This is a genomic window from Pseudidiomarina aestuarii, from assembly GCF_003987355.1.
GTDB classification, from domain to species: domain Bacteria; phylum Pseudomonadota; class Gammaproteobacteria; order Enterobacterales; family Alteromonadaceae; genus Pseudidiomarina; species Pseudidiomarina aestuarii.
The window spans coordinates 35,644-49,558 of sequence record NZ_PIPR01000005.1 but is presented as its reverse complement, the minus strand read 5'-3'; the positions used below and the strand labels follow the sequence as shown (position 1 = coordinate 49,558).

12 protein-coding genes are annotated in these 13,915 nt (G+C 51.0%); 8 read left to right on the top strand and 4 right to left on the bottom strand.

What is annotated here, in order from left to right; translation table 11 throughout:
- The first annotated feature begins 146 nt into the window (after window positions 1–146).
- Both CWE22_RS11645 and CWE22_RS11640 read left to right on the top strand, forming a co-directional pair.
- Window positions 147–2,897 carry a helicase-related protein gene (locus CWE22_RS11645; protein WP_169931669.1) on the top strand — a complete coding sequence of 917 codons (2,751 nt, stop codon included), beginning with the start codon at window positions 147–149 and terminating at the stop codon, window positions 2,895–2,897.
- Window positions 2,894–3,562: an RluA family pseudouridine synthase gene (locus CWE22_RS11640; RefSeq protein WP_169931668.1), complete on the top strand. Its 669-nt coding sequence runs from the start codon at window positions 2,894–2,896 to the stop codon at window positions 3,560–3,562. Before CWE22_RS11645 ends, CWE22_RS11640 begins: the two co-directional genes overlap by 4 nt.
- Here the strand turns inward: CWE22_RS11640 and djlA are convergent.
- From djlA to CWE22_RS11625, 3 genes are read right to left on the bottom strand one after another with little or no spacing between them, the layout of a single operon-like run.
- Complete coding sequence (djlA, locus tag CWE22_RS11635) at window positions 3,540–4,328, bottom strand: co-chaperone DjlA (RefSeq protein WP_169931667.1); 789 nt, start codon at window positions 4,326–4,328, stop codon at window positions 3,540–3,542. The two genes, CWE22_RS11640 and djlA, sit on opposite strands and share 23 nt — an antisense overlap.
- Window positions 4,325–5,005, bottom strand: coding sequence for an N-acetylmuramate alpha-1-phosphate uridylyltransferase MurU (gene murU, locus CWE22_RS11630; protein ID WP_169931666.1), 681 nt, complete (start codon window positions 5,003–5,005; stop codon window positions 4,325–4,327). The genes djlA and murU overlap by 4 nt, the downstream gene beginning before the upstream one ends.
- Entirely contained in the window at window positions 5,005–6,009 is a 1,005-nt protein-coding gene (locus tag CWE22_RS11625) for an aminoglycoside phosphotransferase family protein (RefSeq protein WP_169931665.1), read from the bottom strand. The genes murU and CWE22_RS11625 overlap by 1 nt, the downstream gene beginning before the upstream one ends.
- A gap of 83 nt (window positions 6,010–6,092) precedes the next feature.
- Here CWE22_RS11625 and CWE22_RS11620 point away from each other — a divergent pair, with 83 nt between their 5' ends.
- Genes CWE22_RS11620 through CWE22_RS11595 form a run of 6 tightly spaced genes read left to right on the top strand, consistent with a single transcriptional unit; the run spans window position 6,093 to window position 12,652 of the window.
- Window positions 6,093–8,381, top strand: coding sequence for an LPS-assembly protein LptD (locus CWE22_RS11620; RefSeq protein ID WP_169931664.1), 2,289 nt, complete (start codon window positions 6,093–6,095; stop codon window positions 8,379–8,381).
- A 9-nt stretch (window positions 8,382–8,390) separates the two neighbouring features.
- A complete protein-coding gene (gene surA / locus CWE22_RS11615) occupies window positions 8,391–9,674 on the top strand; it encodes a peptidylprolyl isomerase SurA (RefSeq protein WP_169931663.1) in 1,284 nt (427 codons plus the stop codon).
- A complete protein-coding gene (gene pdxA / locus CWE22_RS11610; RefSeq protein ID WP_169931662.1) occupies window positions 9,671–10,651 on the top strand; it encodes a 4-hydroxythreonine-4-phosphate dehydrogenase PdxA in 981 nt (326 codons plus the stop codon). Before surA ends, pdxA begins: the two co-directional genes overlap by 4 nt.
- Window positions 10,648–11,460 (top strand): 16S rRNA (adenine(1518)-N(6)/adenine(1519)-N(6))-dimethyltransferase RsmA, encoded by an 813-nt coding sequence (rsmA, locus tag CWE22_RS11605; RefSeq protein WP_169931661.1) that lies wholly within the window; start codon window positions 10,648–10,650, stop codon window positions 11,458–11,460. The genes pdxA and rsmA overlap by 4 nt, the downstream gene beginning before the upstream one ends.
- On the top strand, window positions 11,441–11,809 hold the full coding sequence (gene apaG, locus CWE22_RS11600) for a Co2+/Mg2+ efflux protein ApaG (protein WP_169931660.1): 369 nt from the start codon (window positions 11,441–11,443) through the stop codon (window positions 11,807–11,809). Before rsmA ends, apaG begins: the two co-directional genes overlap by 20 nt.
- 9 nt (window positions 11,810–11,818) lie before the next feature.
- Window positions 11,819–12,652, top strand: coding sequence for a symmetrical bis(5'-nucleosyl)-tetraphosphatase (locus CWE22_RS11595; protein WP_169931659.1), 834 nt, complete (start codon window positions 11,819–11,821; stop codon window positions 12,650–12,652).
- Between the two features lie 22 nt (window positions 12,653–12,674).
- Here CWE22_RS11595 and tyrS read toward each other — a convergent pair whose 3' ends face one another.
- Window positions 12,675–13,877 (bottom strand): tyrosine--tRNA ligase, encoded by a 1,203-nt coding sequence (gene tyrS, locus CWE22_RS11590; RefSeq protein ID WP_211618714.1) that lies wholly within the window; start codon window positions 13,875–13,877, stop codon window positions 12,675–12,677.
- Window positions 13,878–13,915: the final 38 nt, after the last annotated feature.

The window sequence follows — 13,915 nt, the reverse complement described above, 5'->3', positions numbered from 1 at the left end:
ACTAGCGCAGATTTTATGAAAAAGGTGTGAAGATTTAAGTTTTTTTGCAAAATTTTTAGACCTCGGTTTTTGACCTCGTTTTTCTCGCTGGCTTTTTGGTATCATGCGCGCCCTGAATTCATTCGACAGCAGCAAAAGGTAATTTGATGAGCGATACAGCAACCCCGTATGCCGTGGGCCAACGATGGTTAAGCGAAACCGAGACTGAACAAGGCTTGGGTCTGATTACTCAAATGTCTGGGCGCATGCTGACTATCTTATTTCCCGCTACGGATGAAGTTCGCCACTATGCTGCCGCAGAAGCGCCACTGGCTCGCTACCAGTTGCTCGCGGACGAACAAGGACAACATGCTGACGGATGGTATTTTCGCGTTACCGAAGTGACTCAACAACATGGCATCAACACCTATATTGGTGTGCGCGAAGACACTCAAGAGTCCGTGCGTGTGCCTGAGCCACAGTTGTCAGCACAGGTTGCTGTGAATCACCCAATGACGCGCCTGCTAGCCGGTAAGACGGACCGCTTGGATATGTATCGGTTACGACAACAAGCACAACAACATTTGCAGGCTTGGCAACAATCGCAAGTGGCAGGTTTGCTGGGCGCACGAGTGAATTTACTGCCACACCAACTGTATATTGCGAACCAACTGGCTGATCGCTATCAGCCACGCGTGATGCTTGCCGATGAAGTGGGCCTCGGGAAAACCATTGAAGCCGGCTACATTATGCAGCGTCGCTTACTGAGTGGCCGCTCCCAACGAATTATTGTGATTGTGCCAGACTCACTCACCCATCAGTGGATCATCGAGCTACAACGCCGGTTTGCATTGCGCTTTAGCCTCTTTGACGAAGAACGATGTGAACAAGTTGCTCTCGACGGCGGCGATGTGTTTGCCTCTGAACAGTTGGTATTAATTCCACAGTCCTTATTACGGCACCGCACCTGGGGGCCGCAACTGGTCGCGGTAAACTGGGATTTGTTGGTATTTGATGAGGCGCATCAATTACACCCTGAGCAACCCCAATTCGCTTTGATGCGCGAACTTTGCCAAGTGACCGCTGGCATTCTGCTCCTCACAGCAACCCCAGAGCAAGCCGGCGCGGAAGCTCATTTTGCGCGGTTGCGATTACTCGATCCAGATCGCTTTTACGATCACCAAGTCTTTGTTGCAGAGCAGCAGCGCTATCACGAATTAGCCCCACTCGTTGGTGCGCTCGCTGATGCTGCAGGCGATAGCAACCCACTGAATGCGACACAAACTGACGCGCTCGCTGAATTCCTGCAACGCTCGCTGTCAACGGCTGTATTAGGAGACCCAACTGCTCGGCAGGCGCTGCTCGATGAACTGTTGGATATGCATGGCACCGGTCGTGTGATGTTCCGAAACGCACGTGCTCATGTCGGCGGTTTCCCCGAGCGCCATCTAGTCCCGCATGAGCTGGACGATGAAGCGTCAGCGATTGACTGGTTGCAACAATTGCTGAAACAACATCGGCCGGATAAGTTTATTCTGATTTGTAAAAGTACAGCGGGAGCCCTCGATCTCGCAGAGCAGTTGCGGATTCGGTTCGGACTCCATGCGGCAGTCTTTCATGAGGGACTCAGTGTGCTCGAACGCGACCGTGCTGCCGCATTTTTTGCCAGTCCAGAAGACGGCTGTCCGCTCTTGATCTGTTCAGAGATTGGCAGTGAGGGCCGTAATTTCCAATTCGCGCACCACTTGATTCTATTTGATTTGCCTGAGCATCCTGATCTGTTGGAGCAACGGATCGGTCGCTTGGACCGCATTGGTCAAGAACATCCTGTTCAAGTGCACGTGCCTTATGTGGTTGATGGTGCCAGCGAAGTTTGGTTCCGTTGGTACGATGCAATGACCGCATTCACGGCACCGAATGCGGTCGGTGATGCGCTCTACGAAACCTTTGTGGAATCCGTTCGCGAGCTCGCTGAGCAGCAGCCTCTCGATGCGATGGCTGTTGAGCAACTAGCATTGGCAACGGAAGACAAAGCAGAAGCGCTGCGCGCCGAAGTCGCACAAGGTCGTGATCGGCTACAAGAGCTCAATGCCTTTCGGCCGCAACCGGCGCAAGCACTGGTGGACCGAATCGAAACCTTTACCGAGCAAAACTCGGTAGCAGCATTCATGCAAGAATTTTGGGCGCGATTTGGTGTGGATTACGATGAACTCAATGCCGACAGTGGTTGGTTACGCCCGACCGATCAATTACGGACTCCACTTGCCGATTTACCTGAAGAGGGCATCACAGTCACCTTCTCACGAGCCTATGCTCTGGCGCACGAGGACGTCATTTTGTTGAGCTGGGATCATCCACATGTTCAACAAGCTCTCGAGTTACTCACCGAAGATGCATTTGGCAGCACTTGTGTTGCGATGCTACAGAATCGTGCCTTACCTGCGGGAACCTGGTTCCTAGAACTCACCTTTAGTAGCCGTGCGGTGGCACCACGCGAATTGGCAGTACAGGAATTCTATCCACGTCAGGCTATTCGAGTGCTACTCGATAGCCAAGGCCGTGATTTAAGCCAGAAAGTTCCAGCATCTTCGCTCGACAAGCAATTGCAGTTTATGGACAAGAAACAAGCGCGGATGATCATCAAGCAGTTGCGTCCGGCTTTGCAGCAGGCAATGGTCAATGCTGTGGCGCCAGCCGAAGCTCTGCAACGACCGCTCATTGAACGGGCCCAACAGCAGATTGAAACGGTACTGAGCCAACAATTGGCTCGTTTGCAGCAACTACAAACACGGAACCCGATGATTCGTGACGACGAACTCGACGCCATTGTAACGCGCAAAACCGAGTTGCTTGCAGCACTTCAGCAACCGCTGCTGCAGCTCGATACCGCGCGCGTGATCGTGAATATTCCCGCATGACTTTAGTGGCCTATTCACCGCCGCAGACGCCGTACTTAGAGATCCTGTATCAGGATGACGCAATTTTGGTCGTGAATAAGCCGAGCGGATTGCTGAGCGTGCCCGGCAAAGCGAAAGAACATTATGATTCTTTGTGGTCCAGACTCCATCGTGTGCTGCCGACAATCCGCATTGTGCATCGACTGGATATGGCAACGTCGGGACTATTGGTCTTTGCCTTAACTAAATCTGCTCAAGCGCATTTGCAGCGACAATTTGAACGACGCTCGGTAAAGAAAGCGTATCGAGCTCGAGTGTGGGGAGATTTACCTGCAGCATCGGGGTCAGTGAACATTGCACTGCGCTGTGATTGGCCCAATCGACCGCGACAAATAGTCGACCCTTTACTCGGTAAACCCGCGACGACAAATTACCGAGTTCTGGCGTCGACACAGACACTGGGTAAGCCGTACAGCGATATCGAGTTGGAGCCATACACGGGCCGTTCGCATCAACTTCGCGTGCACATGCAGTGGCTTGGCCACCCTATTCTCGGTGACAAGTTCTACGCGCACGATGAGGCCTTCCATGCAAGTGACCGCTTACTTCTCCATGCCGAGTCACTGGCTTTTTATCATCCAATCCGAAACGACTGGTTAACCTTTAACGCTCAAGTTCCTTTTTGATGAGCTCGTAGGCAGCTTGTATTTCCTGTGCTTTGGCTTGTGCAGATTCGCGCATTTCAGGGGGTAGACCTTGCGCAGCCAATTTGTCGGGATGGTGTTTCGCCATTAATTTTCGGTACGCCTTTTTCACTTCTGCGGCACTTGCGGTGTCACTCACGCCGAGAACCGCGTAAGCATTGCGCAATTGGTCTTCAGGACTAGGTGCTGACCGACCGGCTTGACCACTGCCGGTAAAGCGCTGTCCAGCTTGTGCCATGGAAAGCCACGCGTCCAACTGCTGTTGACTGAAACCAAGCGTGGCGGTGACGCGTCGTAGCACTTCGTACTCGGCCGGCTCCACAGTGCCATCATGCATAGCAATGATCAGCACTTGCTCCATGAAAAACTGCAACAAGTCACGGCGCCAAGCGAATTGGCGGCGTAGTGCTCGGACCTTGTCTTCCAGTGGGTAGTCACTGGCTTTACCTTCGCTGAACGCGGCTTGCGCGCGCTTTTGCGCGTCACCTTGCAACCGTAGTCGGGTCATCAATGTCGATACATAGTCGATGTCTTGTTCGGTCACACGGCCTTTCGACTTCGCCAAATGGCCTAATACCCCAAACAACGTGGTGGTGTAGTGCTGCGCGCCCTGCGCAGATGGTCCCGAGCGCATGGCACTGCGCAACGAAGTGTCAAACCAATGCCCAATCATAAAACCAATAATTGCGCCAAATAGTTTTCCAACCATGGCGCCAAACAAGGTTCCCAGAACCTTTCCGACAATCATCCTAACTCCTTATTCAGCTCGGCAAGACGTTCTGGTGTTCCCACATCTACCCAACGCTGTGAAAAAACTGAGGCGCTGATACGTTGCTGTTGCAACGCTTCATTCAGTAAGGGGCGCAACGGCAGAAAAAGTTCCACTCCAGCTGCATACTTGGCAAAAAATTGTGGCCGATATAAGCCTATTCCACTGAACGTGTATGACTTCTCGTCAGTCTGACTATCCACCAACAGACCGTTCTTTATGGCAAAATCGCCTTGCTGATGATGTGGGGGATTATCAACCAACAACAGATGTGCATCAATATCACTTGCCAGTTGTTGCGGTAACGCGTGAAAGTCCAAATCGGTGTAGATATCACCGTTTATGACCCAGAATGGCTCGGCTCCTAACAACGGCAAGGCTCGAATAATGCCTCCCGCTGTTTCCAGGCCCCCTTCCGGCTCTGGAGAGTAAAGGATCTTGATACCGTAGCGCGAACCATCGCCTAAATACTTTTCAATCTTATGGCCCAACCAAGCGTGATTTATCACCACCTCGCGCACACCCAACTGTGCCAGTTTCAACAGGTGATATTCAATTAAACTATGCCGCCCAGCTCGCAACAGAGGCTTTGGCAAGTCATCGGTCAAAGGTCGCATGCGTTGACCACGCCCAGCGGCCAGAATCATTGCGCGCATCAAGACTGCTCCGCCAAAGCTGGCATCACACGCTGTTGTAACCACAACCGATACTCGGTCAATTCTGGGTATCGCGCTGCAACATCATGCAGATAGCTGACGGTGCGCGGGATATCTTGCAAGTAGCCCTTTTTCCCATCGCGATGATACAAACGGGCAAAAATTCCTGCTGCTTTAGTGTGACGCTGCAGACCCATCCAATCAAACCAACGCTGCCACTGTTGCGCAGTTACCGACATCGGCAGTAACTGTTTGGTCTGTAAAGTTCCCCGAAAGTCTTGCATTAATTCATCAACTAATTCGCTCGGCCAGCGCACGTAGCAATCACGCAACAGACTCACCGCATCATAGGTAATAGGGCCTTTGACGGCGTCTTGGAAGTCGATATAGGCCAACTGCTGTTCGGGCAGTACCATGATGTTTCGCGCATGAAAGTCACGATGGACACCAACTTGAGGTTGTTCTAACGCGTTTTGCACCATTTTGGTGCAAAAATCATCCCAAAGGTCACGCTCAGCATCACTGAATATCAAATTGAGGTGTTTTTCGCACAGCCAGTCGTGAAATAGCCCAAGTTCGCGCCGTAAAAGTGCTTCGTCATACGGTGGTAACGCTCCCTCACTCGTCGAGGTCACTCGCATGATCGCCGGCAATGCAGCCAGTGCTTTGCGGTAGTAACTTGGGGCATTGGCTTCTGTCAGTTCGCTAAGCAGCAACGTCGAGCCCAAATCGGTCAATAGCATAAAACCGTGTTCGGCATTGGCTGCAATCACCTCTGGAACCTGCACACCAGCGTCGGCATAGGCTTCTGCAATAGCCATAAAGGGTTGTAATGATTCTTGCGGTGGCGGCGCATCGACAGCAACCACACTGCGCATGCCGTCATGCGTTCGAAAGTAGCGCCGAAAGCTGGCATCCCCGGAAACCGGTTGCAAGCGTCCTTGACTGTGTCCAGTAACCGCTTCGCACCATGCTTGCAGCTCTATTTCACGTTGATTTTCCACACACGATCCTTTCTGGCAGGAGACAATAAATTGCTTTATCATACCCTGCACATAAGAAAGGACAACTCTGGATACGCACACAAATGAGTAGAAGGTTGCAGGAGAGAAGCTGGCTGGCTGTGCTGATATTAACCAGCACTGCGTACGGATCAGTCGCAGCTCAAGAGACATCAGCTCCTGCTATTTATACTGGCTTGTGCCCAATCCCCGCGCCGCTTTTGAGTCAACCGATCCAACCGTTCGAGAACCTACCCGCAGAAGCGATTGGTGTGCGTGCAGACGGCGCAGACATTGATTCAGAAACGCAGCTTGCTTCGTACTTTGGCAATGTCGAAGTGCATTATGGTCAGCAACAATTACGCACCGAAAACGCCCAGATTAACCAAGAAACTGGCAATATTAATGCCAGCGGCGCCACCCAATTTACCGATGGGTACGTGCAAGTTCAGAGTGAAAACTTTCGCCTCAACTCAGGTGAAAACCGTGCTTATTTGAGTGGTGCTCGCTATCAAATGAGCGGCGCCGGCGCCCGCGGTCGGGCCGAAGTATTGTCCATTTCTCCAGCTGAAGTACTCTTAGAAGGGTCAACTTTTACCACCTGCCCAGAAGAAGAGCCGACTTGGCAATTGAGCGCCGAAACCATCGCTATTAGCGAAAATGAGGCGTTTGGTGAGGCTTGGAATGCCAAGTTTGAGTTATTTGGAGTGCCTGTATTATGGGTTCCTTACCTCAATTTCCCGGTGACCGACGAGCGTAAATCTGGTTTCTTGTTCCCTACCATTCGGTCATCACAAAAGAATGGCTTTGAGGTTGAACTACCCTATTACTTCAACATTGCACCCAATATGGACGCGACGCTGGCACCGCGGTACATGGCAGAACGTGGTTTGCAATTGCAGGGCGAATACCGCTATCTCAGTCAGCAGGGCGGTGGTGAATTTAACCTCGCTTATTTGAACGAAGATGATAGCTTGCCCACTGATAACTCGCGGTTCTTGTGGCGGGTAGAACATGAGCAGCAATGGAGTGAGCAGTGGCGTTCGTATGTGAATGCCATTGGAGTTAGTGACGACGATTATCTGAATGACATTGGTAGCGACTTCGCCGGTCGCGCTGATGCCCAGCTTTATCGTCAAGTACAAGCCAATTACCTCACGGATGATTGGCAAGTGACCATTCGCGCCGAAGATTTCGAGCTACTTGGTAATTTCCGCTCACCTTATCGAACGCTGCCGCAAGCGAGTAGCTTCTACACCTTTACTGATGAGCTCGGACTTGAGTACTCACTATTCTCAGAACTCAGTCATTTCCGTAACCAAGACGTCAGTAGTGACTACGCAACCCGAATCCACCTTGAGCCGCAGGTCAAGTTTGCAGTTGAACGCCCAGCTTACGACTGGTTGGCGGAAGTCGGTTATTCGTACACACGCTATGATCAGCAAGCCAATATAATCGATGGTCGCACTGAGAACCCTGATCGCGGTCTGCCGACGGTACGATGGCGTGGACGCCTGAATCTCGAACGTGACTTTGAGTGGAATGGCACCGAATATCATCAAACTCTGCAACCGCAAGTACAGTATTTATATGTGCCCTTTCGCGATCAAACCGGCATTGGTATTTATGACTCCACTATCATGCAGGATGATTATCGCGGCCTCTTTCGTGCCCGTCGATTCACCGGTCTCGACCGTATAGCGGATGCCAATCAAGTCACTGTGGGTGCCAGTAGCAGTATCTTTGATGCGCAGGCCCAAGAGCTCGCGCGCATCAGTTTGGCACAAATTTACTACTTTGAAGACAGTCGTACGCAGCTGTTCGATGATAGCAGCGCCGTGATGACGAATCGCTCGGATATCGCGCTCGAAACACGGTTCCGACTGAGTGACAGCTGGTTTTTTAATAGCGCAGTGCAATACGATATGGAACTCAACCGCACTCAGAAGAGTCAGACTGCACTGGAATACCGCAAAGATAATATGAATCTGGTTCAATTCAGTCATCGTAACGTGACCAATATTCTTGATGACAATATTGAACAGCTAGGTTTGCAGGCCGTGGTCGAGTTATCACCACGTTGGCAAATGGCGTCGAATTGGTATTACGATTTGCAAAACAAGCGCAGTAATGATGCCCTATTGGCATTACAATACAGCGATTGTTGTTGGGCAGTTCGCTTCAGTGCGTATCGTCGAATTAATCGGAACGTTGAGCAACAGCTGATCGACCCGATTGCAAACGCGCCAGAATTCGACAACGGAATTAGTGTACAATTTATTATAAAAGGGCTCGGCAGCGATGACCGGAGTTTACTCGATATGCTCGAGCAAAGCCTGTTTGGCTATCGCCACCCTTTCCATTTAAGTAACTAGGTAGTATTCATGAAACAACTTTATGTCCTGCTGTGCGCAGCCATTATTGGCTTCACCAGTGTTACCGCGTCAGCACAAGAGCTTGATCGAGTCGCCGTTATCGTCAATGACGGTGTGGTACTGGAAAGCGAAGTACAACAAATGTTGAGACAGGTTAAGCAAAACGCTCAACGCGAGAATATGAGCTTGCCGGCTGACGAAGTGTTACGGGTGCAAGCCATTGACCGGTTGGTATTACGTGAACTGCAGTTGCAGATGGCGCAGCGAATGGGCATTGAAGTGAGCGACGCACAACTGCAAGCTACGTTGACTAGCATTGCGCAAGACTCAGGCGTGACTATCGACCAGATGCGCGAGCAAATTGCCAGCGATGGCATGAGCTGGGACAACTATCGCGAATCAGTTCGCCGCGAAATGATCACTGGGCAAGTACAGCGTAATGCAGTACAGCAGCGCGTGTATGTATCGCCGCAAGAAATTAATAATCTCACAAAAATGATTAGCGAGATGTCTGAGCAAGAGGTTGAATATCGCCTTAGTCACATCTTGATTGGCGTTCGCGATGGCGCCAGCAGTGCTGAAACACAAGAAGCACGCGAGCGCGCTGAGCAGGTGTTAGAGCGCTTGCGCAACGGCGCAGACTTTGCCGAAGCGGCGATTACCACTTCATCAGGTAACACTGCTCTGGAAGGTGGTGATTTGGGCTGGATGAACATCAACGCAATGCCAACCTTGTTCGCTGAAGTGGTGCGTGACAAACGCAAAGGTGAGTTGGTGGGTCCTCTGAAAAGTGGCGTCGGTTTTCACATTCTGAAGGTTGCTGATACCCGAGGTATCGAATCCGTTGAAATTGAAGAAGTGAACGCTCGCCATATTTTGATTCAACCTTCTATTATTCTGTCCGATAAACGCGCCGAAGAAATGTTGCAAGACTACCGCCAACAAATCATCAGTGGTGAAGCAACCTTCGCTGACTTGGCTCGCGAACATTCAGCCGACCCGGGGTCAGCTGCCGACGGTGGTAATTTGGGCTGGAATGAACCGAATATTTTCGCCGATGCATTCCGTCGGGTCGTCGAAACTGCGCCGGTGGGTGAAATCAGCGAACCGTTTAAATCAGAATTTGGCTGGCATATTGTCGAAGTTCTGGATCGCCGCACTCAAGATGCGACGGAACGCAGCCAGCAGAATCGTGCGTATCAACTGTTGTTCAGTCGCAAGTATCAAGAAGAGCTTGAGAATTGGCAGCAGGAGATTCGCGACCAAGCTTATATTGAACAGGTCGGTGAATGAAAGTAGCGCGGATTGCGTTTACGCCGGGTGAACCGGCAGGCATCGGCCCCGACATCATCATTATGCTGGCACAACAAGCCTGGCCTTGCGAATTAGTGGTGATTGCGGACCCTGCTTTACTTGAGTCACGTGCGGCAACCCTCGGGTTGCCGTTGCGTCTTTTACCCTACCAAGCAAGCCAAAGCCCGCAAGCGCAAGCCGCTGGGACGCTGACTATCGCGTCCGAAACCATGGCTGCCCCTTGTCAGCTCGGTCAATTAAATAGCGCTAATAGTGCTTATGTGGTTGCCACCCTGACCCGAGCTGGATCAGGCTGTCTCACAGGCGAGTTTGATGCCGTCGTGACTGGGCCTGTGCACAAGGGTGTCATCAACGATGCGGGTATTACTTTTAGCGGTCATACTGAATTCTTTCAACAGCAAGCAGACGTCCCACAAGTAGTCATGATGCTCGCAACCGCTGGACTCCGAGTTGCACTGGTGACCACGCATTTACCTTTGCTAGCTGTTCCGGCGGCCATAACGCACGCGAAAGTCTTGTCAGTACTCCGTATTGTTCACTCCGACTTACAGCACAAATTTGGCATTGCCGAACCGCGTCTTCTGGTCTGCGGCTTGAATCCGCATGCTGGTGAAAGTGGGCACCTCGGTCGAGAAGAAATCGAGGTCATTGAACCGGCCATTCAGCAGGCTCAAACCGACGGTATGAATGCCAGCGGTCCATGGCCTGCGGATACGGTTTTTCAACCGCATTATATTGATCATGCTGACGCGGTAGTGGCGATGTACCATGACCAAGGCTTACCGGTGCTAAAATATAAAGGCTTCGGACAAGCAGTGAATATCACGTTAGGATTACCCTACGTGCGCACCTCAGTCGATCACGGCACCGCACTGGATCGCGCCGGATCATCGACTATCGACATTGGCAGCGCGCAAGTTGCGCTAGAAACTGCCCTAGCCATGGTGAATGCATGAGTAAAACGCATTTAGGCCACCGCGCACGTAAGCGCTTTGGTCAAAACTTCCTCCACGATACTTTCGTCATCAACGATATTGTGGACGCCATCAACCCCATGCCAAATGAACATCTCATTGAGATTGGTCCGGGTTTGGCGGCACTGACCGAGCCGGTCTGTGAACGCATTGACCACCTCACAGTAGTCGAATTAGACCGTGACCTCGCTGACCGCTTGGAACGTCATCCGTTTTTATCGAAAAAGTTAACAGTGCATCGTGGTGATGCACTCAAAACCGACTTCCGTCAGTTTGTTCGTGACGATCAGCCATTACGTGTATTCGGGAATCTGCCCTACAACATTTCCACGCCGCTGATCTTTCATCTCCTTGAGCATCTTGATGTCATTCAAGACATGCATTTTATGCTGCAGAAGGAAGTGGTCGAGCGCCTCGCTGCAGAGCATGGCAGTAAGGCTTACGGTCGGATCAGTGTGAGTGTGCAACAAGCGTGCGCCGTTGAATTTGTGCTCTTGGTACCACCGGATGCGTTTACACCGCCGCCCAAAGTTGAATCTGCGGTGGTTCGGTTAGTCCCTTATAAAGAGTCACCGTATCCTGTGCATGATCGCAAAGCTCTGCACACCATTTGTCTGATGGCCTTTAATCAACGACGGAAAACCATCCGTAATAATTTGAAATCGATTCTGTCAGATGAACAATTACGAGCCTTGGATATCGATCCTGATGCTCGTCCCGAGACGCTCTCTGTAGCGGATTTTTGTCGCCTTGCAAATTGGTATTTTGAGAATGAACCACATCGAGATTGACGTCAAAACGCAGTATCTAAACGCCCAATCCGTGCCGTCCGAAGGACAGTATGTTTTCGCCTATACCATCACCATTACCAATAATGGAGAGCACCCTGTGCAACTCCTAAATCGGTCGTGGCAAATTACGGATGCTGATCACAAAATTACCCGCGTCGCCGGTGACGGCGTAGTCGGTCAACAGCCAAGAATAGCGGCTGGCGAGAGCTTCACGTATACCAGTGGAACCGTGATTGCGACGCCGCTGGGTATGATGCATGGCCATTACGGCATGGTCACCCATACGGGTGATCAGTTTATTGTCGAAATTCCGTCGTTCCGACTCGCTGTTCCGAATATTCTGCATTAAGGTCAAGCCATGGCAAGGTATCTGGTAGGCGATGTTCAAGGTTGTCGAGTCGAACTCGACAGATTGCTTGAGCGCGTCAGCTTTAATCCTCGTCACGATGAACTTTGGTGTGTCGGTGATCTCGTTGCACGTGGAGCAGACTCACTCGGCTGTTGGCAACTGGTGCGTGAACTCGGTACCAGCTTCAAAATGACGTTGGGCAACCACGATCTCAATCTGTTGGCTATTTTACTCGGTCAACGAGAGCCCAATCCGAAGGATAAATTAGCCCCTCTTCTTGACCAATCCGCCGCCGATCGCGACGCTTTGATTGAGTGGCTTTGTCAACAACCCTTGCTACGACAAGATTACGACTGTGTCATGAGCCATGCGGGTATCTATCCTTGGTGGACAACGGCTCAATCTGCAAATTACGCACGCGAAGTAGAAGCGCTCCTAAAGAGCGCCAGTGCGGCAGAATTAGAAGTCTTTCTGAGTGAAATGTACGGTAATTCACCAGCTCGGTGGCAGGATGACCTTACTGGTTCCGAGCGTTATCGCTTTATCATCAATGCGTTTACCCGGATGCGGTTTTGTACCAGCGACGGAGCGCTCGATCTGAAAGCCAAGATGGCTCCCAGTGCTGGTGATAAGCCGGACCATCTTATCCCCTGGTTCGAACTCTGGCCGGTTACTGAACAAACATTAATTTTTGGTCATTGGGCCGCATTAATGGGTGAAACTGGACGAGATGATGTCATTGGCCTCGACACGGGGTGTGTCTGGGGTGAACATTTAACCCTGATGCGGTGGCCGGAGCGACGTTTCGAGCAACAATCGGCATTGCCACCCGAAACGACCTAATTTTAGCGCTTAACCGCTTAAACTATGCCAAGGTAATTCGCGCAAATTTGCGTTTGCCGACTTGGTAAACTGCCGTGGAACCGGCCTGAACTATCAAGCGCGTGTCGTCTACTTTCTCACCATCAATTTTTACCGCGCCCTGCTTAATCATGCGCATTGCATCTGAGGTCGAGGCGACTAAATCTGCAGCTTTGAGAAGATTTGCGATAGCCATTGAGCCGTCGTCACTGGACAAGGTCAGTTCAGTCATTTCATCCGGAATGGCATTCTTACTGAAGCGTTGAATAAAGTCTTGCTCAGCAGCATCCGCAGCCGCGTCATCATGAAACCGCGCAATCAGCTCTTTCGCCAGCAACACTTTATAATCGCGAGGATTCGCACCTGCAGCGATAGCCTGCTTGAAGCCAGCAATCTCTTCTAGCGGACGGAAACTCAACAATTCGTAGTAACGCCACATGAGCTCATCCGAAACCGACATGACCTTACCAAACATATCGTTGGCAGGCTCTGTGATGCCAATGTAGTTACCGAGCGATTTTGACATTTTTTGAACGCCATCGAGGCCTTCAAGCAATGGCATCATCATGACTGTTTGTGGGCGTTGGCCTTCGTCTTTTTGTAGCTCGCGACCCATCAATAGATTAAAGCGCTGATCGGTGCCGCCTAATTCGACGTCAGCTCGCAGAGCGACAGAGTCCCATCCTTGCACCAACGGATACAAAAACTCATGGATAGCTATCGGCTGACCGCCTGCATAACGCTTTTTAAAGTCATCGCGTTCCAACATCCTTGCGACGGTTTGCTGTGCCGCAAGTTTAATCATTCCAGCGGCACCAAGATCGTTCATCCACTCGGAATTAAAACGAATCTCAGTTTTCGCCGGATCGAGGATTTTAAACACTTGCTCTTTATAGGTTTCTGCATTTTTCAGCACATCTTCGCGCGTTAGCGGCTTGCGCGTGACATTTTTTCCAGTCGGATCACCAATCATGCCGGTGAAATCACCAATTAAGAAGATGACCTTATGACCGAGGTCTTGAAAAGCCTTCATTTTGTTGATGAGGACGGTATGCCCGAGGTGCAAATCAGGCGCAGTTGGATCGAAACCAGCCTTAATAACCAATGGTTTACCGCTCGAAAGTTTATCTTTTAGCTCATCGGCAAGAAGTATTTCTTCCGTGCCTCGCGCCAACTCTGCGAACGCATCCGCCACTGCCATTGTCATAGTTTCGTTTCTCCTGACCTACAGAATCTTGGTGTAAA

Coding starts and splice junctions, on each gene's coding strand:
- CWE22_RS11640 (WP_169931668.1), top strand. CDS start 2,894: ATGACTTTAGTGGCCTATTCACCGCCGCAGACGCCGTACTTAGAGATC.
- apaG (WP_169931660.1), top strand. CDS start 11,441: ATGAACCACATCGAGATTGACGTCAAAACGCAGTATCTAAACGCCCAA.
- CWE22_RS11595 (WP_169931659.1), top strand. CDS start 11,819: ATGGCAAGGTATCTGGTAGGCGATGTTCAAGGTTGTCGAGTCGAACTC.
- CWE22_RS11620 (WP_169931664.1), top strand. CDS start 6,093: ATGAGTAGAAGGTTGCAGGAGAGAAGCTGGCTGGCTGTGCTGATATTA.
- djlA (WP_169931667.1), bottom strand. CDS start 4,328: ATGATTGTCGGAAAGGTTCTGGGAACCTTGTTTGGCGCCATGGTTGGA.
- pdxA (WP_169931662.1), top strand. CDS start 9,671: ATGAAAGTAGCGCGGATTGCGTTTACGCCGGGTGAACCGGCAGGCATC.
- murU (WP_169931666.1), bottom strand. CDS start 5,005: ATGCGCGCAATGATTCTGGCCGCTGGGCGTGGTCAACGCATGCGACCT.
- surA (WP_169931663.1), top strand. CDS start 8,391: ATGAAACAACTTTATGTCCTGCTGTGCGCAGCCATTATTGGCTTCACC.
- rsmA (WP_169931661.1), top strand. CDS start 10,648: ATGAGTAAAACGCATTTAGGCCACCGCGCACGTAAGCGCTTTGGTCAA.
- tyrS (WP_211618714.1), bottom strand. CDS start 13,877: ATGACAATGGCAGTGGCGGATGCGTTCGCAGAGTTGGCGCGAGGCACG.
- CWE22_RS11645 (WP_169931669.1), top strand. CDS start 147: ATGAGCGATACAGCAACCCCGTATGCCGTGGGCCAACGATGGTTAAGC.